The 17,874-nt window shown below is 72.2% G+C and carries 20 protein-coding genes; 15 read left to right on the forward strand and 5 right to left on the reverse strand.

Annotation, left to right across the window (positions count from 1 at the left end):
- Positions 1-82 precede the first annotated feature (82 nt).
- The 3 genes from ACFVGS_RS15215 to ACFVGS_RS15225 all read left to right on the forward strand — a co-directional run bounded on the left by ACFVGS_RS15215 (position 83) and on the right by ACFVGS_RS15225 (position 3,286).
- A complete protein-coding gene (locus ACFVGS_RS15215; protein ID WP_384416991.1) occupies positions 83-835 on the forward strand; it encodes a lysophospholipid acyltransferase family protein in 753 nt (250 codons plus the stop codon).
- Complete coding sequence (locus tag ACFVGS_RS15220; RefSeq protein ID WP_384416995.1) at positions 832-1,833, forward strand: NAD(P)H-dependent glycerol-3-phosphate dehydrogenase; 1,002 nt, start codon at positions 832-834, stop codon at positions 1,831-1,833. The genes ACFVGS_RS15215 and ACFVGS_RS15220 overlap by 4 nt, the downstream gene beginning before the upstream one ends.
- A gap of 313 nt (positions 1,834-2,146) precedes the next feature.
- Complete coding sequence (locus tag ACFVGS_RS15225) at positions 2,147-3,286, forward strand: D-alanine--D-alanine ligase family protein (protein WP_384416997.1); 1,140 nt, start codon at positions 2,147-2,149, stop codon at positions 3,284-3,286.
- A 14-nt stretch (positions 3,287-3,300) separates the two neighbouring features.
- Here ACFVGS_RS15225 and ACFVGS_RS15230 read toward each other — a convergent pair whose 3' ends face one another.
- Together ACFVGS_RS15230 and ACFVGS_RS15235 are read right to left on the reverse strand one after the other, a co-directional pair.
- A complete protein-coding gene (locus tag ACFVGS_RS15230) occupies positions 3,301-3,777 on the reverse strand; it encodes a DUF3515 domain-containing protein (protein WP_384417001.1) in 477 nt (158 codons plus the stop codon).
- Positions 3,778-3,797: 20 nt separating this feature from the next.
- Positions 3,798-4,031, reverse strand: coding sequence for an Lrp/AsnC ligand binding domain-containing protein (locus ACFVGS_RS15235; protein WP_384417004.1), 234 nt, complete (start codon positions 4,029-4,031; stop codon positions 3,798-3,800).
- 233 nt (positions 4,032-4,264) lie between these two features.
- Here ACFVGS_RS15235 and ACFVGS_RS15240 point away from each other — a divergent pair, with 233 nt between their 5' ends.
- Both ACFVGS_RS15240 and thiD read left to right on the forward strand, forming a co-directional pair.
- On the forward strand, positions 4,265-5,227 hold the full coding sequence (locus ACFVGS_RS15240; RefSeq protein WP_384417007.1) for a thiamine-phosphate kinase: 963 nt from the start codon (positions 4,265-4,267) through the stop codon (positions 5,225-5,227).
- Positions 5,224-6,036, forward strand: coding sequence for a bifunctional hydroxymethylpyrimidine kinase/phosphomethylpyrimidine kinase (thiD, locus tag ACFVGS_RS15245; RefSeq protein WP_384417010.1), 813 nt, complete (start codon positions 5,224-5,226; stop codon positions 6,034-6,036). Before ACFVGS_RS15240 ends, thiD begins: the two co-directional genes overlap by 4 nt.
- Before the next feature lie 149 nt (positions 6,037-6,185).
- Here the strand turns inward: thiD and rpmB are convergent, their stop codons facing one another.
- On the reverse strand, positions 6,186-6,371 hold the full coding sequence (gene rpmB / locus ACFVGS_RS15250) for a 50S ribosomal protein L28 (RefSeq protein ID WP_003957616.1): 186 nt from the start codon (positions 6,369-6,371) through the stop codon (positions 6,186-6,188).
- Positions 6,372-6,606: 235 nt separating this feature from the next.
- Between rpmB and ACFVGS_RS15255 the strand changes: the two genes are divergently transcribed.
- The 9 genes from ACFVGS_RS15255 to mutM all read left to right on the forward strand — a co-directional run bounded on the left by ACFVGS_RS15255 (position 6,607) and on the right by mutM (position 15,708).
- A complete protein-coding gene (locus ACFVGS_RS15255) occupies positions 6,607-8,187 on the forward strand; it encodes a DAK2 domain-containing protein (RefSeq protein ID WP_385692691.1) in 1,581 nt (526 codons plus the stop codon).
- A gap of 63 nt (positions 8,188-8,250) precedes the next feature.
- Positions 8,251-10,464 carry an ATP-dependent DNA helicase RecG gene (gene recG, locus ACFVGS_RS15260; RefSeq protein WP_385692692.1) on the forward strand — a complete coding sequence of 738 codons (2,214 nt, stop codon included), beginning with the start codon at positions 8,251-8,253 and terminating at the stop codon, positions 10,462-10,464.
- 82 nt (positions 10,465-10,546) lie between these two features.
- Entirely contained in the window at positions 10,547-11,128 is a 582-nt protein-coding gene (rsmD, locus tag ACFVGS_RS15265) for a 16S rRNA (guanine(966)-N(2))-methyltransferase RsmD (RefSeq protein ID WP_384417019.1), read from the forward strand.
- 26 nt (positions 11,129-11,154) lie between these two features.
- Positions 11,155-11,646 carry a pantetheine-phosphate adenylyltransferase gene (coaD, locus tag ACFVGS_RS15270; protein WP_384417042.1) on the forward strand — a complete coding sequence of 164 codons (492 nt, stop codon included), beginning with the start codon at positions 11,155-11,157 and terminating at the stop codon, positions 11,644-11,646.
- 274 nt (positions 11,647-11,920) lie between these two features.
- Entirely contained in the window at positions 11,921-12,958 is a 1,038-nt protein-coding gene (locus ACFVGS_RS15275) for a cell division initiation protein (RefSeq protein ID WP_384417022.1), read from the forward strand.
- A 158-nt stretch (positions 12,959-13,116) separates the two neighbouring features.
- Positions 13,117-13,722: a YceD family protein gene (locus ACFVGS_RS15280; protein ID WP_384417045.1), complete on the forward strand. Its 606-nt coding sequence runs from the start codon at positions 13,117-13,119 to the stop codon at positions 13,720-13,722.
- A gap of 2 nt (positions 13,723-13,724) precedes the next feature.
- Positions 13,725-13,898, forward strand: coding sequence for a 50S ribosomal protein L32 (gene rpmF / locus ACFVGS_RS15285; protein ID WP_030195083.1), 174 nt, complete (start codon positions 13,725-13,727; stop codon positions 13,896-13,898).
- A 19-nt stretch (positions 13,899-13,917) separates the two neighbouring features.
- A complete protein-coding gene (rnc, locus tag ACFVGS_RS15290; protein ID WP_384417025.1) occupies positions 13,918-14,688 on the forward strand; it encodes a ribonuclease III in 771 nt (256 codons plus the stop codon).
- Positions 14,689-14,814: 126 nt separating this feature from the next.
- Positions 14,815-15,708 (forward strand): bifunctional DNA-formamidopyrimidine glycosylase/DNA-(apurinic or apyrimidinic site) lyase, encoded by an 894-nt coding sequence (gene mutM, locus ACFVGS_RS15295; RefSeq protein ID WP_384417028.1) that lies wholly within the window; start codon positions 14,815-14,817, stop codon positions 15,706-15,708.
- 77 nt (positions 15,709-15,785) lie between these two features.
- Here mutM and ACFVGS_RS15300 read toward each other — a convergent pair whose 3' ends face one another.
- Positions 15,786-16,172 carry a winged helix-turn-helix transcriptional regulator gene (locus tag ACFVGS_RS15300; protein WP_384417030.1) on the reverse strand — a complete coding sequence of 129 codons (387 nt, stop codon included), beginning with the start codon at positions 16,170-16,172 and terminating at the stop codon, positions 15,786-15,788.
- A gap of 133 nt (positions 16,173-16,305) precedes the next feature.
- Here ACFVGS_RS15300 and ACFVGS_RS15305 point away from each other — a divergent pair, with 133 nt between their 5' ends.
- Positions 16,306-16,890, forward strand: coding sequence for a flavodoxin family protein (locus ACFVGS_RS15305; RefSeq protein ID WP_384417033.1), 585 nt, complete (start codon positions 16,306-16,308; stop codon positions 16,888-16,890).
- Positions 16,891-16,981: 91 nt separating this feature from the next.
- Here the strand turns inward: ACFVGS_RS15305 and ACFVGS_RS15310 are convergent, their stop codons facing one another.
- Positions 16,982-17,827, reverse strand: a complete 846-nt coding sequence (locus tag ACFVGS_RS15310) for a CAP domain-containing protein (RefSeq protein ID WP_385692693.1) — start codon at positions 17,825-17,827, stop codon at positions 16,982-16,984.
- Between the last annotated feature and the right edge of the window lie 47 nt (positions 17,828-17,874).

Below are 17,874 nucleotides of genomic sequence, written 5' to 3' on the forward strand. Positions count from 1 at the left end.
CCCGGGGCGTACGGTGTCCTCGACAGGCCAGGAGCATGGGGCGACACTTGACCCCTTGCGCAGTCCGGAGAAAGGTGCACGAGTGTCCCGCCGCAGAATCGGCTTCTGGTACCGCCTGGCGGCGGTCATCGCCAAACCCCCGCTGGTGGTGCTGTTCAAGCGGGACTGGCGCGGAACGGAGCACATCCCGGCCGAGGGCGGCTTCATCACCGCGGTGAACCACAACTCGTACCTGGACCCGCTGTCCTACGCGCACTACCAGTACAACACCGGGCGCGTGCCCCGCTTCCTCGCCAAGGCCGGCCTCTTCAAGGGCTCGTTCGTCGGCATGATGCTGCGCAACACGGGCCAGATCCCGGTCTACCGCGAGACCACCAACGCCCTCGACGCCTTCCGGGCCGCCGTCGACGCCATCGAGCGCGGCGAGTGCGTCGCCTTCTACCCCGAGGGCACCCTCACCCGCGACCCCGAGATGTGGCCCATGGCCGGCAAGACCGGCGCCGCCCGCGTCGCCCTGCTGACCAAGGTCCCGGTCATCCCGGTCGCCCAGTGGGGCGCCAACCTCGCGATGCCGCCGTACGCCAAGGAGAACAAGCTCCGGCTGCTGCCCCGCAAGACGCTCGTCGTACAGGCCGGTCCGCCGGTCGACCTCTCCCGCTTCTACGACCTCGAGCCCACGCCCGACGTGCTGCGCGAGGCCACCGAGGAGATCATGGCGGCCATCACCCGGATCCTGGAGGAGATCCGCGGCGAGCAGGCCCCCGCCGAGCCGTACGACCACAGGAAGGCCCGGCTGCAGCAGCGCCGCAAGGCCGCGGAGGAAGGCAAGAAGTGACCAAGGCAGCCGTCTTCGGCAACGGATCCTGGGGCACCGCCTTCGCCATGGTGCTCGCCGACGCGGGCTGCGAGGTGAGCCTCTGGGGCCGCCGCGCCGAACTCGCCGAGGCCATCAACAGCACCGGCACCAACCCCGACTACCTCCCCGGCGTCGAACTCCCCAAGGGCATCACGGCCACCGCGGACCCGGCCGAGGCCGCCCGCGGCGCCGACTTCACCGTCCTCGTCGTGCCCTCCCAGACCCTGCGCGCCAACCTCGCCGCGTGGGCCCCGGACCTGGCGCCCGGCACCGTCCTCGTCTCGCTGATGAAGGGCATCGAACTCGGCACCGCCAAGCGGATGAGCGAGGTCGTCCAGGAGGTCGCCCAGGTGCCGGCCGAGCGCGTCGCCGTGCTCACCGGACCGAACCTGGCCAAGGAGATCGCCGCCCGGCAGCCTGCCGCCGCCGTCGTCGCCTGCGCCGACGAGACGGTCGCCAAGCGGCTCCAGACCGCCTGCCTGACCCCGTACTTCCGCCCGTACACCAACACCGACGTCGTCGGCTGCGAACTCGGCGGAGCGGTCAAGAACGTCATCGGCCTCGCCGTAGGCATCGCCGACGGCATGGGCCTCGGCGACAACTCCAAGGCCACGCTCATCACCCGCGGCCTCGCCGAGACCACCCGGCTCGGCCTCGCCATGGGCGCCGACCCGCTCACCTTCTCCGGCCTCGCGGGCCTCGGCGACCTGGTCGCCACCTGCTCCTCGCCGCTCTCCCGGAACCACACCTTCGGCACCAACCTGGGCCGCGGGATGACCCTCCAGGAGACCATCGCGGCGACCAAGCAGACCGCCGAAGGCGTCAAGTCCTGCGAGTCCGTGCTCGATCTGGCCCGCCGCCACGGCGTCGACATGCCCATCACCGAGACCGTCGTCTCGATCGTCCACGAGGGCAAGCCGCCGGTCGTCGCGCTCAAGGAGCTGATGTCGCGCAGCGCCAAGGCGGAGCGCCGCTAGGGCCTGTCCGGCGGATCATGGCCGGGTCCGCGACGCCTGGCACGGCACCTCGCCGCGTTGCCGAAACGCCCCGATAGCTCCTTCCCCAAGCTCTCGGCTTCGCTCGAGCAGGGGAGACCCCATTCGCGACGCTGCGGCGCCTCGCGATGCTTCCCCTCGGCCCTGGCGGGCCTGGGGAGACCCCATGCACCAGACGCCGCGGCCTGTCCGACCCTGATCCGCCGGACGGGCCCTAGGCGCCGCTGAGCCGGACGCGCGAAGCGGAAGCGGGGCGCTCAGGAGTTCGGACGCCGCAGGGTACGCTCAACGCGATATGAGCGAGAACACCCAGAGCCCCCGCAAGCCGCGCGTGGCCGTCGTCTTCGGCGGACGCAGCTCCGAGCACGCCATCTCCGTCGTCACCGCCGGTGCCGTCCTGCGCGCCATCGACCGGGACAAGTACGACGTGCTGCCCATCGGCATCACCCGGGAGGGGCGCTGGGCGCTGACCGCCGACGCCCCCGAGCGGATGGCGATCACCGAGCGCGCCCTCCCGGACGTCGCCGAGCTCGCCGAGTCCGAGACCGGCGGCGTCGTCCTGCCCGTCGACCCGGCCAGCCGCGAGGTCGTCCTCAGCGAGCCCGGCTCCCTGCCGCGGGCCCTCGGCGAGGTCGACGTCGTCTTCCCGATGCTGCACGGCCCGTACGGCGAGGACGGCACCCTCCAGGGCCTCCTGGAGCTCTCCGGCATCCCGTACGTCGGCGCGGGCGTCCTCGCGTCCGCCGTCGGCCAGGACAAGGAGTACATGAAGCGGGTCTTCGTCTCCTTCGGCCTGCCGGTCGGCCCGTACGAGGTCATCCGGCCGCGCGAGTGGGACCAGAACCCGGCCGCCGCCCGCAAGAAGATCGTGGAGTTCGCCGCCGACCACGGCTGGCCGCTCTTCGTGAAGCCCGCCCGCGGCGGCTCCTCCGTCGGCATCACCAAGGTCGACGACCTCTCCGGCCTCGACGAGGCGATCGAGGAGGCCCGCCGCTACGACCCGAAGATCATCGTGGAGGCGCTGGTGCGCGGCCGCGAGATCGAGTGCGGCGTCCTGGAGTTCGAGGACGGCCCGCGCGCCAGCGTGCCCGCCGAGATCCCGCCGGTCACCGACCACGACTTCTACGACTTCGAGGCGAAGTACATCGACTCCGCCTCCGGCCTGGTGCCCGCGCCGATCGGCGACGAGGCCACCGCCGAGGTCCAGCGGCTCGCCGTCGCCGCCTACGAAGCGGTCTCCTGCGAGGGCCTGGTGCGCGCCGACTTCTTCCTCACCGAGGACGGCGACTTCGTCATCAACGAGATCAACACCATGCCCGGCTTCACGCCCATCTCCATGTACCCGCGGATGTGGCAGGAGAGCGGCGTCAGCTACCCGGAGCTCGTCGACCGGCTCATCCAGGCCGCGCTGAACCGCTCCACGGGCCTGCGCTGACACGGACCCCCGGGTCACAGACTCGGGGGGACGGCCTTCTTCACAGGGGCGGCGAGATCCACGAGCGGGCCCATGTCGTGCGCGTACCGCTCGTCCAGCGACACCTCCACGTACGTCCTGCGGTACGTGGTGGTGAAGCGGGGTCCGTCGCCCTCGCGCTGCTCGACCAGCCAGCCGACGCCGTCGGCCTCGACGCCCTGCGCCTGCGGATCGTTCATCTTTTCGGGCCGGGGCACTCCGCAGCGCAGTACGATCGCCGCATCCCCCCACGCGGCGGTCAGTTCGGACTCCGGCTCGGTGCCGGTCCGCTCCAGACCCGCCACGGTGCCGGGCAGCTCCTTCGCGAGGGCACGGCAGAGGGCGGCCTCGGCCGCCGGAGGGCTGGGAACCGGCACCGGCGTCTCCGAGGCGGAACAGCCGGTGGCGGCCAGCAGCAGCACGGCCGCGGCGGCGGAAGCGGGCAGGCCGAAGGGCCGGTGGGAAGACGTCACCGGCCAAGGGTAGACGGGGGCTAGATATGCACGACCGGGCAGGTGAGGGTGCGCGTGATTCCTTCCACTTGCTGGACCTTGGCGACCACCATGCGGCCCAGCGCGTCGACGGTGTCGGCCTCCGCGCGCACGATGACGTCGTACGGACCCGTCACGTCCTCCGCCTGGATCACCCCCGCGATCTTTGCGATGGTCTCGGCGACGGTCGACGCCTTGCCCACCTCGGTCTGAATAAGGATGTACGCCTGTACCACGGAACCTCCAGGGCGGCCACGAGGATCTTGTGGGAGAAAGAGACGCCACGGTACCGCGTCGCCGCGGGCCGCGGGGAGACCTCCGGGTTCGGAGGCGCACGCGGGGTGGCGTACGCACATGAGAAGTTGACGGTCTACTTGACGGTATCCGGCACGGTGACGGCCCGCGACCCGCACGGCGAGGAGCGGCGGAGCGGCGCGGCGGCCGGCACGACGACACGAGGTGAATCGCGGTGAAGGGCACAGTCGGAGAGCTCGGCGAGTTCGGGCTCATCAGGGAGCTCACCTCCCGGCTCACCTCCACGCCCGCGGTGCGGATCGGGCCCGGCGACGACGCCGCGGTCGTCTCCGCCCCCGACCGGCGCGTGGTGGCCAGCACGGACATCCTGCTCGAAGGACGCCACTTCCGCCGCGACTGGTCGACGGCCTACGACGTCGGCCGCAAGGCCGCCGCCCAGAACCTCGCCGACATCGCCGCCATGGGCGCCGTGCCCACCGCGCTCCTGCTCGGCCTCGTGGTACCCGCCGAGCTCCCCGTCACCTGGCCCACCGAACTCATGGACGGACTGCGCGACGAATGTCAGGTCGCCGGCGCCGCGGTCGTCGGCGGCGACGTGGTCCGCGGCGACACGATCACCGTCTCCATCACCGCCCTCGGCGACCTGCGCAACCACGACCCCGTCACCCGCGGCGGAGCCCAGCCCGGCGACGTCGTCGCCTACACCGGCTGGCTCGGCTGGTCCGCCGCCGGCTACGCGGTGCTCTCCCGCGGCTTCCGCTCCCCGCGCGCCTTCGTCGAGGCCCACCGCCGCCCCGAGCCGCCGTACCACGCGGGCCCCGCGGCGGCCGGCCTCGGCGCCACCGCCATGTGCGACGTCAGCGACGGCCTGATCGCCGACCTCGGCCACATCGCCGAGGCCAGCAAGGTCCGCATCGACCTGCGCTCCGGCCTCATCGACATCCCCAGCCAGATGAACGACATCGGCCAGGCCGTCGGCGTCGACCCGCTCCAGTGGGTGCTCACCGGGGGAGAGGACCACGCGATCGTCGCCACCTTCCCGCCGGACGTGAAGCTCCCCGCCCGCTGGAAGGTCATCGGCGAGGTCCTCAACCCCTCCGCACTGCCCCAGGTGACCGTCGACGGCGCGCCCTGGCACAGCAAGGGCGGCTGGGACCACTTCGGCGGCGCCGAATGACCTCCCGGCCGCCCCTGGTCCTCACCGTCGCCGGATCCGACTCCGGCGGCGGCGCCGGCATCCAGGCCGACCTCAAGACCATGCTCGCGCTCGGCGTCCACGGCATGAGCGTGATCACCGCCGTCACCGCCCAGAACTCGCTGGGCGTCCAGGGCGCCTGGGAGCTGCCCGAGGAGGCCGTACGGGCCCAGTACCGGGCCGTCGTCGACGACATCGGCGTCCAGGCGGTCAAGACCGGCATGCTGGCCTCCGCCGTGCTCGTGGAGACGGTCGCCGAACTCCTCGCCGGGACGGCCACGGCCACGGGCGTGCCCGTCGTGGTGGACCCGGTGGGCGTCTCCAAGCACGGGGACCCGCTGCTCGCGGCCTCCGCACTCGACGCCGTCCGCACCAGGCTGCTCCCCGTCGCGACCGTCGCCACCCCGAACCTGGACGAGGTGACGCAGCTCACCGGCGTCGCCGTCGAGGACGAGGCCGGGATGCGGCGGGCGGCCGAGGCGATCCTGTCGTACGGGCCGCGCTGGGCGCTGATCAAGGGCGGACACCTCGCGGCCTCGGCCGAGGAGGCCGTGGACCTGCTGACGGACGGCTCGGAGGAGCTGTGGCTGCGCGCCCCGCGCCACGACAACCGGCACACCCACGGGACGGGCTGCACGCTCGCCTCGGCGGTGGCGTCGGGGCTCGCCAGGGGGCTGACGGTGCCGGAGGCCGTACGGCAGGCGAAGACCTACGTGACGGGAGCGATCGCCGCCGGCTTCGCGCTCGGCGGGGGCATCGGCCCGGTGGACCACGCCTGGCGCCTGCGCTGAGGCATCCCCGGGCCATGGCCCCGGGCGTCTCCCCGGGCATGGCAAAAGGCCGGTTCACCGAGGTGAACCGGCCTTTCAAGGCAACCGCAGGGCTGCGCTACGACGAGACGTCGGCGGGGCTGTCCCCGCTTGACGCGGGGGAGCACCAATTAGCGCGAGACCTTGCCGGCCTTGATGCACGAGGTGCAGACGTTGAGCCGCTTCGGCGTCCGACCGACCACGGCACGCACACGCTGGATGTTCGGGTTCCAGCGACGAGACGTACGGCGGTGCGAGTGCGAAATGTTGTTGCCGAAGCCCGGCCCCTTGCCGCAGACGTCGCAGTTGGCAGCCACGGGTCACTCCAAAGACTTCAGATTTACAGTGAAATCCGGCGCACCGGATCGGATCAGGGATCTGAAGTGGCTTGCCGGGGGAATGGCCCGACTGTGCCGGGCAACCGAAGCAGCATACAACGACTGCTTCCGTGGAACGAAACTACCACGGTCCGCCGGGCCCCCGCCCCGGGCTCCGGACGGACGCGGGTCTACCCTGCGGTGAACCCACCGCGAAGCACAGGAGGACCACCCGTTGCCGCGAGCACCGCAGACCCTCGACGCCGAAGCGGTCCGATCCTGGTGCGCAGGGGCGCTGGCGGCGCTCGGCAGGGAGCGCGACGAGATCGACGCCATCAACGTCTATCCCGTCGCGGACGGCGACACCGGGACCAACCTGTACCTGACCGTCGAATCCGCGGCCCGGGCCGCCGACGAGGCCTTCGCCAAGGGAGCCGCGGAGGCCCCCGACGTGGCGGAGATCATACGGGCGATGGCCCACGGCGCGCTGATCGGCGCCCGCGGCAACTCCGGCACCATCCTCTCCCAGCTGCTCCGCGGCATGTCCGCGGTCCTCGCCGAGGGCGGCGACGGCGACCACCTCGCCCGCGCCCTCGCGAGCGCCGCCGAAGCGGCCCGCCGGGCCGTCGCCCACCCGGTCGAGGGCACCCTCCTCACCGTCGCCGACGCGGCCGCCGGCGCCTGCGCGGCCGGCGGGGAACTCGTGACGGTGGCCAGGAGCGCCTACGAGGGGGCAAGGACGGCCCTGGAGCAGACCCCCGGCCAACTGGACGTACTGCGCCGCGCGGGCGTCGTGGACGCCGGAGGACGCGGTCTGGTCGCGGTGCTCGGCGCGCTCGTGGAGGCCCTGACCGGCGAGGCGCCGACGCCCTTCGCCGAACCCGCGCACGGGCCGGTCGTCCTGGGCGACTGCCTCTCCGGCGCCGGGCCCGCCTACGAGGTCATCTACCTCCTGGAGGCCGAGGACGCCGCCGTGGACACCCTGAAGCGGCGCCTCGACGAACTGGGGGACTCCCTGGTCGTCGTCGGCGGCGACGGGCTGTGGAACGTCCACGTCCACGTCGACGACGCCGGCGCGGCGGTCGAGGCCGGCGTCGAGGCGGGACGCCCGTACCGCATCCGCGTCACCCACTTCGAGGCACGCCCGGAACCCGCCGGGCGGGCGGTCGTCGCCGTCCTGCCCGGCGACGGCCTCGCCGGACTGTGCGCCCAGGCCGGCGCGACCACCCTGGTCGCCCGCCCCGGCGAGACGCCGACCGGCACCGACCTCGCCGAGGCGATCCGCCGGGCCCACGCCCGCGAGGTCGTCCTGCTGCCCAACGACACCGAGCTGCGGCAGATCGCCGCCGCGGCCGCCGAACAGGTCAGGGCCGAGGGCATCCGGGTCGCCCTCATCCCCACCCGCGCCGCCGTCCAGGGCATCGCCGCCCTCGCCGTCCACGAACCCGACCGCCGCTTCGACGAGGACGTCGTCGCCATGACGGCCGCGGCCGGCGCCACCCGCTACGCCGAACTCGCCGTCGCCGAACGCCAGTCCTTCACCTCGGCCGGCGTCTGCCAGGCCGGCGACGTCCTCGGCCTCATCGAGGGCGACGTCGCCGTCATCGGCCAGGACCTCACCGCCACCGCCGTCACGGTCCTCGACCGCATGCTCTCCGCGGGCGGCGAGCTGGTCACCCTCGTCGTCGCCGACGACACGCCCGCCGGCCTCGCCGCCACCCTCGAACAGCACGTCCGCACCACGTACTTGGCCGTCGACACCACTGTCTACCACGCGGGCGAGGGCGCGCCGCCGCTGCTCGTCGGCGTCGAGTAGCCCCGCGCGGCCGCGAGGATCGCCGTCGCGGCTGCGCGACGGGTGTCAGTCCGGTGGTGTCCAATGGAACGCGTGCCCGCCCTCGACGAACCCCTCAAGAAGCTGCTCGGCGCCGCAACCGCCAAGGTGATGGCCGAGCACATGGACCTGCACACGGTCGGCGACCTGCTCCACCACTACCCGCGTCGGTACGCCGAGCGAGGCGAGCTGACCGCGCTGGCCGACCTGCCGCTGGACGAGCACGTCACCGTCGTCGCCCAGGTCGCCGACGCGCGCGTGCACACCTTCAACAAGGGCGGGCGCGGCAAGGGCCAGCGCCTTGAGGTCACCATCACCGACGGCAGCGGCCGGATGCAGCTGGTGTTCTTCGGCCGCACCGTCCACTTCCACCAGAAGGAACTGCTGCCCGGCCGGCGCGCCATGTTCGCCGGCAAGGTCGGCGTCTTCAACCGCCGCCTCCAGCTCGCCCACCCCGAGTACAAGCTGCTCGACGCCGACAGCGGCACCGAGACCGTCAAGGCCTTCGCGAGCGAGCTGCTGCCCATCTACCCGGCGTGCAAGCAGCTGGAGTCCTGGACCATCGAGCAGTCCGTCGGCATCGCCCTCGACTCCATGGCCGCCACCGGCTGGGAGGGCCTCGTCGACCCGCTGCCGCCCGCCCTGCGCGACGGCCGCGGCCTCACCGACCTGCCCGACGCCCTCACCCGCATCCACCGGCCCCGTACCAAGGCCGACATCGCCGCCGCCCGCGACCGCCTCAAGTGGGACGAGGCCTTCGTCCTCCAGGTCGCGCTCGCGCGCCGCCGTCACGCCGAGACGCAGCTCCCGGCCGTCGCCCGCCGCCCGGCCCCCGACGGCCTGCTCACCGCCTTCGACGCCAAGCTCCCCTTCACCCTCACCGAGGGCCAGCGCAAGGTCTCCCAGGAGATCTTCGACGACCTCGCCACCGAACACCCCATGCACCGCCTCCTCCAGGGGGAGGTCGGAAGCGGGAAGACCATGGTGGCCCTGCGCGCCATGCTCGCCGTCGTCGATGCCGGAGGGCAGGCCGCGATGCTGGCGCCCACCGAGGTCCTCGCGCAGCAGCACCACCGCTCGGTGACCGAGATGATGGGGGAGCTCGCCGAGGGGGGAATGCTCGGCGGGGCCGAGCACGCGACCAAGGTCGTGCTGCTCACCGGTTCCATGGGCGCCGCGGCCCGGCGGCAGGCGCTGCTCGACCTGGTCACCGGTGAGGCCGGCATCGTCATCGGCACGCACGCGCTCATCGAGGACAAGGTGCAGTTCCACGACCTCGGTCTGGTCGTGGTCGACGAGCAGCACCGCTTCGGCGTGGAGCAGCGCGACGCCCTCCGCGGCAAGGGGAAGCAGCCGCCGCACCTGCTCGTCATGACGGCCACGCCCATTCCCCGCACCGTCGCGATGACCGTCTTCGGCGACCTGGAGACCTCCGTCCTGGACCAGCTGCCCGCCGGCCGGTCCCCGATCGCCAGCCATGTCGTGCCCGCCGCCGACAAGCCGCACTTCCTGGCCCGGGCCTGGGAGCGGGTCCGCGAGGAGGTCGAGGCCGGGCACCAGGCGTACGTGGTGTGCCCGCGCATCGGCGACGAGGAGGACCAGAAGTCCGGGAAGAAGGCGGGTCCCGAGGACGAGGCCGAGAAGCGTCCGCCGCTCGCCGTCCTCGACGTCGCCGAGCAGCTGCGGGCCGGTCCGCTCGCCGGGCTCCGCGTCGAGGTGCTGCACGGCCGGATGCACCCGGACGACAAGGACGACGTGATGCGCCGCTTCGCCGCCGGCGAGGCGGACGTCCTGGTCGCCACGACCGTCATCGAGGTCGGCGTGAACGTCCCCAATGCCACCGCCATGGTGATCATGGACGCCGACCGCTTCGGCGTCTCCCAGCTGCACCAGCTGCGCGGCCGCGTCGGCCGGGGCTCCGCCCCCGGTCTCTGCCTGCTCGTCTCCGAGATGCCCGAGGCCAGCTCCGCGCGGCAGCGGCTGAACGCCGTCGCGTCCACCCTCGACGGCTTCGAACTCTCCCGGATCGACCTCGAACAGCGCCGGGAGGGCGACGTCCTCGGCCAGGCCCAGTCCGGCGTCCGCTCCTCGCTGCGGGTGCTCGCCGTCATCGAGGACGAGGAGGTCATCGCCGCCGCCCGCGAGGAGGCCACCGCCCTCGTCGTCGCCGACCCCGGCCTCACCGGCCACCCCGCGCTGCGCACCGCGCTCGACGCGCTTCTCGACAAGGACCGGGAGGAGTACCTGGAGAAGGGCTGACCGCCGCACGGCCGTCTCCCTCCCGGCCCCGCCGCCCTAAGCTATTGCCTACGCAACGGCTTATGGATGACGAGGACCCCAGATGACCCGCGTGATCGCCGGCACCGCCGGCGGACGCCGACTCGCGGTGCCCCCGGGCACCGGTACCCGGCCCACCTCCGACCGGGCGAGGGAAGGTCTCTTCTCCACCTGGGAGTCCTTCCACGGTCTCGCCGGCGCCCGCGTCGCCGACCTCTACGCGGGCTCCGGAGCCGTCGGTCTGGAGGCGCTGTCCCGCGGCGCCTCCCACGCCCTGCTCGTCGAGGCCGACCAGCGCGCCGCGCGCACCGTGCGCGAGAACATCCGCTCGCTCGGGCTCGCGGGCGCCGAGTTCCGTACGGGCAAAGCGGAACAGATCGTGTCGGGACCGGCGCCGGCCGAGCCGTACGACCTGGTCTTCCTCGACCCGCCGTACGCCGTCGCGGACGACGATCTTCGAGAGATCCTCCTCACAATGCGCTCGGGGGGCTGGATCGCCGAGGATGCCCTCGTCACCGTGGAGCGCAGCACCCGCGGCGGCGAGTTCGGCTGGCCGGACGGCTTCGCACCCCTGCGGGCCCGTCGCTACGGCGAAGGCACGTTTTGGTACGGTCGCGCCGCCTCTACGTGCGAAGACGCACGATGACCGGACCGGAGAGCGAGGGAACCAAGTTGCGCCGCGCCGTCTGTCCCGGGTCGTTCGACCCGATCACCAATGGACACCTCGACATCATCGCCCGCGCCTCCAAGCTGTACGACGTCGTGCACGTCGCGGTGATGATCAACCAGTCGAAGAAGGGCCTGTTCACGGTCGACGAGCGGATCGAGCTGATCCGCGAGGTCACCGCCGACTTCGGGAACGTCGAGGTCGAGTCCTTCCACGGCCTGCTCGTCGACTTCTGCAAGCAGCGCGACATCCCCGCCATCGTCAAGGGACTGCGGGCCGTCAGCGACTTCGACTACGAGCTGCAGATGGCCCAGATGAACAACGGCCTCTCCGGCGTGGAGACGCTGTTCGTGCCCACCAACCCGACGTACAGCTTCCTGTCGTCCTCCCTGGTCAAGGAGGTCGCGGCCTGGGGCGGCGACGTCTCCCACCTGGTGCCGCCCGCGGTGCTCTCCCGGCTCACCGAGCGGCTCGCCGAGAACCGCTCGGGACAGTGACCGCCGGCCACCGCCGCTGACGCTCCGTCACCCAGGGCCTGTCCGGCGGATCATGGCCGGGGCCGCGGCGTCTGGCACGGCACCTCGCCGCGTTGCCGAAGCGCCCCGATAGCTCCGCTATCGCGACGCTCCGGCGCCTTGCGATGCACCGCACCAGACGCCGCGGCCTATCCGACCCTGATCCGCCGGACAGGCCCTGGTCCCGGCCAGGGGCCGACTGGCCTTACAGTCGTCCCGTCCGTCTCCATCCAGCTGTAGAGAGTGGCGAGCACCGGTGGACGTGCAGAAGAAGCTCGACGAGATCGTCGCGACGGTCCGGAGCGCCCGCTCCATGCCCATGTCGGCGTCCTGCGTGGTCAACCGTGCCGAGCTGCTCGCGCTGCTCGAAGAGGTCCGCGAGGCCCTGCCGGGCTCCCTCGCCCAGGCGCAGGAGCTGCTCGGCGGGCGTGAGCAGATGGTCGAGCAGGCCCGCAGGGAGGCCGAGCGGATCATCGAGGCCGCCCACGCCGAGCGCGGTTCGCTGATCTCCGACACCCAGGTGGCCCGCCAGTCGCAGGACGAGGCCGAGCGGATCCTGGGCGAGGCCCGCCGCGAGGCCGAGGAGATCCGGGCCGAGGCCGACGACTACGTCGACTCCAAGCTCGCCAACTTCGAGGTCGTCCTCAACAAGACCATCGCCTCCGTCGACCGCGGCCGCGAGAAGCTCCTCGGCCGGGGCCCGGGCGTCGACGCGGACGGCTACGCCGACGAGGACGCCCCCGAGTACAGCGCGGACCCGCAGACCCTGATCCAGCGGGCCGACTCCTACGTGGACGCCAAGCTGGGCGCCTTCGAGGCCGTCCTCAGCAAGACGCTGGAGGCGGTCGGCCGCGGCCGGCAGAAGCTGCACGGCCGGATCGCCAGCGACGCCCTCGGCGAGCACATGGCCGCACAGGACGCGGCGGGCAACCCGCTGCACACCAGCGACGCCGACTACCTGGCCGGCCTCGCGGAACTGGCCGACCCGGAGCCGGCCGCCGAGCCCCAGCCGGTGCAGATCCCGGCGCAGCAGGTCCAGCCCGACCCGTACGGGTACCCGCAGCAGCCCGTCCAGGACCCGTACGGCTACCAGCAGCCGGTCCAGGACCCCTATGGCTACCAGCAGCCGCAGGCCGACCCCTACGCGTACCAGCAGCAGTACGGCTACGAGCAGCCGCAGGCGCAGCCCCACGTCCAGCAGCAGCCGCCGTCCGCCGCGCTGGACGAGACCAGCTTCTTCGACACGAGCATGATCGACCTGGAGCAGCTGCGCCGTTACGAGCAGGGTCACTGACCCGGATTGGGCCCTGAGCGAAGCGTCCAGTATTCTGGCTGTTCGGTCGCGCGTATGTCCGCGATCAGTGCTGCCCGCGCAAGGCAGCCCCTCACGTTGTGAACGATCCGAAAGCAGGAAGAACCCTGAGCACGCGCCTCGACCATCGCAACCCCCTCGTGTTCGACACGCACGAGCTGGGGCGGCGTCCTGGTGCCATGCAGCGGCTCTCCCGCACGGTCGACGCCCCCGGTGAGCTGGGGATCGCGGGGGTCATCGAGGTGCCCGAGGGCGCCCCGGTGGAGATCGAGCTCCGCCTTGAGTCGGTCATGGAAGGGGTGCTTGTCACAGGCACCGCCCGTGCATCGGCAGAGGGGGAGTGCGTAAGGTGTCTGGAGCCCGTCGAGCTGGAGCTCGACGCGGACTTCCAGGAGATGTTCTCGTACCCCGACTCCGACGACCGGGGCCGCGTCAAGGCGGCCGCGGACGACGAAGCCGAGGACGACGAGGACATGATCCCCCTCGAGGACGGCATGTTCGACCTCGAGCCCGTGCTGCGCGATGCGGTGGTGCTCGCACTGCCCATGCAGCCGGTGTGCCGGGAGGACTGTGCAGGTCTGTGTTCCGAGTGCGGAATCAACCTGAACGACAACCCGGACCACCACCATGACGCCGTCGACATGCGTTGGGCGGCACTGCAGGGACTCGCCGGTTCACTGGGAGCCGACGAGAAGGACAACATGAGCGATGCCGCATCCGGTGTCGACGAGAAGCAGGAGAAGTAGCCGTGGCTGTTCCGAAGCGGAAGATGTCGCGCAGCAACACGCGCCACCGCCGGTCGCAGTGGAAGGCTGCGGTCACCCCCCTGGTTTCGTGTGAGCGGTGCCAGGAGCCGAAGCAGCAGCACATCGCGTGCCCGAGCTGCGGCACCTACAACAAGCGCCAGGTCCTCTCCGTCTGAGGGGCCGGTGAGAGGCACGATGTCTGACCACGTCAATTCGGCCTCGTCCCACACGCTTCTGGAAGGGCGGCTCGGGTATCAGCTCGAGTCCGCCCTTCTGGTGCGTGCGCTCACCCACCGTTCGTACGCGTACGAGAACGGCGGTCTGCCCACCAACGAGCGGCTGGAGTTCCTCGGGGACTCGGTGCTCGGCCTGGTGGTCACGGACACGCTGTACCGCACCCACCCCGACCTGCCCGAAGGCCAGCTGGCCAAGCTGCGGGCCGCGGTGGTCAACTCGCGTGCGCTGGCGGACGTGGGCCGCGGCCTCGACCTTGGCTCGTTCATCCGGCTCGGCCGGGGCGAGGAAGGCACGGGCGGCCGGGACAAGGCGTCCATCCTCGCCGACACCCTCGAAGCGGTGATCGGCGCGGTCTATCTCGACAAGGGCCTCGACGCGGCGTCCGAGCTGGTGCACCGGCTCTTCGACCCGCTGATCGAGAAGTCCTCGAACCTCGGCGCCGGCCTGGACTGGAAGACCAGTCTCCAGGAGCTGACCGCGGCCGAGGGGCTCGGCGTTCCGGAGTACCTCGTCAGCGAGGAGGGGCCGGACCACGAGAAGACCTTCACTGCTGCTGCCCGCGTCGGTGGTGTCTCGTACGGCACCGGCACCGGCCGCAGCAAGAAGGAGGCGGAGCAGCAGGCGGCGGAGTCCGCGTGGCGCGAGATCCGCGCCGCCGCGGACGAGCGTGCGGCGGCGGCGGCGAAGGCCGCGGCCGAGAACGCCTCCGACGAGCAGGCCACGGCCTGACCCTCCGCTCCATCCTTCGCTTTCCGACGCTGCCCCCGTCCCCTGCCCAGGGGACGGGGGCAGCGCCGTGTCAGGGCGGTTGTAGGCTGCGGGCATCAGCCGAAGAGAGCCGTCCGGAGGAGTCCCGTGCCCGAGTTGCCCGAGGTCGAGGTCGTACGACGCGGTCTTGAGCGGTGGGTCGCCGGCCGGACCGTCACGGAGGTGGAGGTCCTGCACCCGCGGGCCGTGCGGCGCCACCCGGAGGGTGCCACGGACTTCGCCGCACGGCTGAAGGGACAGCGCTTCGGGATCGCCCGGCGGCGCGGCAAGTACCTGTGGCTGCCGCTCGAGGGCGGCGAGGCGTCCGTGCTCGGCCACCTCGGGATGAGCGGCCAGCTGCTCGTGCAGCCCGAGGAGGCGGCGGACGAGAAGCACCTGCGGATCCGGATCCGCTTCGCCCCGTCCGGCGGCGACTCCGCCGCCGGCGTGGCCGGGACCGAGCTGCGCTTCGTCGACCAGCGGACCTTCGGCGGTCTCTCGCTGCACGACACCGCCCCGGACAGCGCCGACGGGCTCCCGGACGTCATCGCGCACATCGCGCGCGACCCGTTGGACCCCGCCTTCGACGACGCGGCCTTCGCCACCGCGCTGCGGCTGCGGCGCACCACGATCAAGCGGGCGCTGCTCGACCAGTCGCTGATCAGCGGGGTCGGCAACATCTACGCGGACGAGGCGCTGTGGCGGTCGAGGCTGCACTACGAGCGGCCGACGGCGACGATCACCCGGCCGCGGGCGGCCGAGCTCCTCGGGCACGTCCGGGACGTGATGAACGCGGCACTCGCGGCCGGCGGCACGAGTTTCGACAGCCTGTACGTGAACGTGAACGGCGAGTCGGGCTACTTCGACCGGTCCCTGGACGCGTACGGGCGGGAGGGCGAGCCGTGCCGGCGGTGCGGCACACCGATGCGCCGGCGCCCGTGGATGAACCGCTCCAGCTACTTCTGCCCGCGCTGCCAGCGCCCGCCGCGCGTCACGCTCTGACGTACGCGGGGGCGACCGGCGCTACGGCGACAGGGGCGGCGCCGCGGTCCGACCGGCGACGCCACGCGTGACCGGCGCTACGGCGCGACCGTCGCCGGCTGCCCGTCGTCGTAGCTCTCGCGGGCGGCGAGCACCTCGTCCATCCGGCCTTCGACCAGCCGGATCAGGCCGAGCAGCTGCTCGGCCACCTCGCGGCCGAGCGGCGTGAGGCAGTAGTCGACCCGCGGGGGATTGGTGGGCTGGGCGTCGCGGTGGACGAGGCCGTCGCGTTCGAGCGCGTGCAGTGTCTGGGACAGCATCTTCTCGCTCACGCCGTCGACCCTGCGCCGCAGCTCGTTGAAGCGGAACGTGCCGTCGTGGAGCGCGCCCAGGATCAGGCTGCCCCAGCGGCCGGTCACGTGCTCCAGGGTGCCGCGCGAAGGGCAGGACTTCGCGAACACGTCGTAGGCGAGGTCGTCAGTCATGCCCCTACCATACGCGCGCGCAGCGCTGTGCGCCAGGAAGCGCTAACTGATCTGTTGCGCTTTCCAAAAGTTAGTGCTCTACTTCTTGGCGTTCCCCCTGCCGTCCTTCACCCTTTCGCCGAGGAGTCCTTCCATGACCACCCCCGTCGTCGCCATCGCCTACCACTCCGGCTTCGGCCACACCGCCGTCCTCGCCGAGGCGGTCCGTGACGGTGCCGCCGAGGCCGGCGCCACCGTCCACCTGATCAGGGTCGACCAGATCACCGACGCCCAGTGGGAGCTCCTCGACGGCTCCGACGCGATCGTCTTCGGCTCGCCGACCTACATGGGCACCGCGTCCGGCGCGTTCCACCAGTTCGCCGAGGCCTCCTCCAAGCGCTGGTTCGCCGACGCCTGGCAGGACAAGCTGGCCGCCGGATTCACCAACTCCGCCTCGAAGAGCGGCGACAAGCTGCACACCCTGCAGTTCTTCCAGACCCTCGCCGGCCAGCACGGCATGACCTGGGTCAACCTCGGTCTGAAGCCCGGCTGGAACACCAGCGAGGCCTCCGAGAACGACATCAACCGCCTCGGCTTCTTCTCCGGCGCCGCCGCCCAGACCCACAACGACCTGGGCCCCGAGGGCGTCCACAAGGCCGACATCGCCACCGCCGAGCACCTCGGCCGCCGTGTCGCCACCACGGCCCGCACCTTCGTCCTCGGCAAGGCCGCGGCCTGACCGGCCCGACCGGGGACCACGCGGAAGGGCCCCGTCACCGTTCCGGTGACGGGGCCCTTCCGTACGCGTGCGAGGCCGGGGAGGCGCAGGCTCAGAAGCCGAAGTCCTGGGTCCACCACGGACCGCCGTCCGCGAAGTGGACGCCCACGCCCAGCGTCTTGTAGTCGCAGTTCAGGATGTTGGCGCGGTGGCCGTCGCTGGCCATCCAGGACTTCATCACCGCGGCGGCGTCGACCTGGCCGCGGGCGATGTTCTCGCCGCCGAGGTTCATGACGCCCGCCCTCTCGGCGCGGGTCCAGGGCGAGTCGCCGTCGGGATCGGTGTGGTCGAAGAAGTTCCGTGCGGCCATGTCCGCGCTGAAGGCGCCGGCCAGGGCGGCGAGCTCGGCGTCCGAGCGGACCGCGACGCAGCCGACCTTGGCGCGCTCCAGGTTCACCAGCCGCACGACCTCGGCCTCCGCGGCCTGCTCGCGCTCGGTCACGGAGCGGACGGTGGCCGACGGGGAGGACGGGACCACGGTGACCGGGGCCTGGGTCGGCCGGACCGTCCTCGTGGGCGCCGGCGCGGGCGTGGGCGTGGCCCTGGGCTTCGAGGGCTTCGGGCTCGGGGTCGCGGTCTTCGTCGGAGTGGGCTTCGGCTTCGGGGTCGCCGAGGGCGAGGCCGCCTTGCCCTTCGCCGTCCCCGTGCCCGTACCGCCGTCCGGGCTCGCCGACCGCGCCGGGGAGACCGAGGAGCCGCCCTGCGTGGTCAGGCGCGGGGCCTGCCGTTCGGCCTCCACCCGCGGCGTCTCCTTGCCGGAGTTGCCGACCGAGAACGTCTCGCCGCCGGGCAGCAGGCCCGAGGCGACACCGATCGCGCCCACCGCGACCGCCGCGGAGATGCCGAGCAGCCCGGTGCGTACGGGCGCGCCGCGCCGTTCGCCGCGATGCCTTCCCATCCGCTCGCCTCCTGACCTCTGGACCTCTGAACCGGACCTGTGAACTG

Source organism: Streptomyces sp. NPDC127114, from assembly GCF_042677525.1.
Lineage (GTDB): Bacteria > Actinomycetota > Actinomycetes > Streptomycetales > Streptomycetaceae > Streptomyces.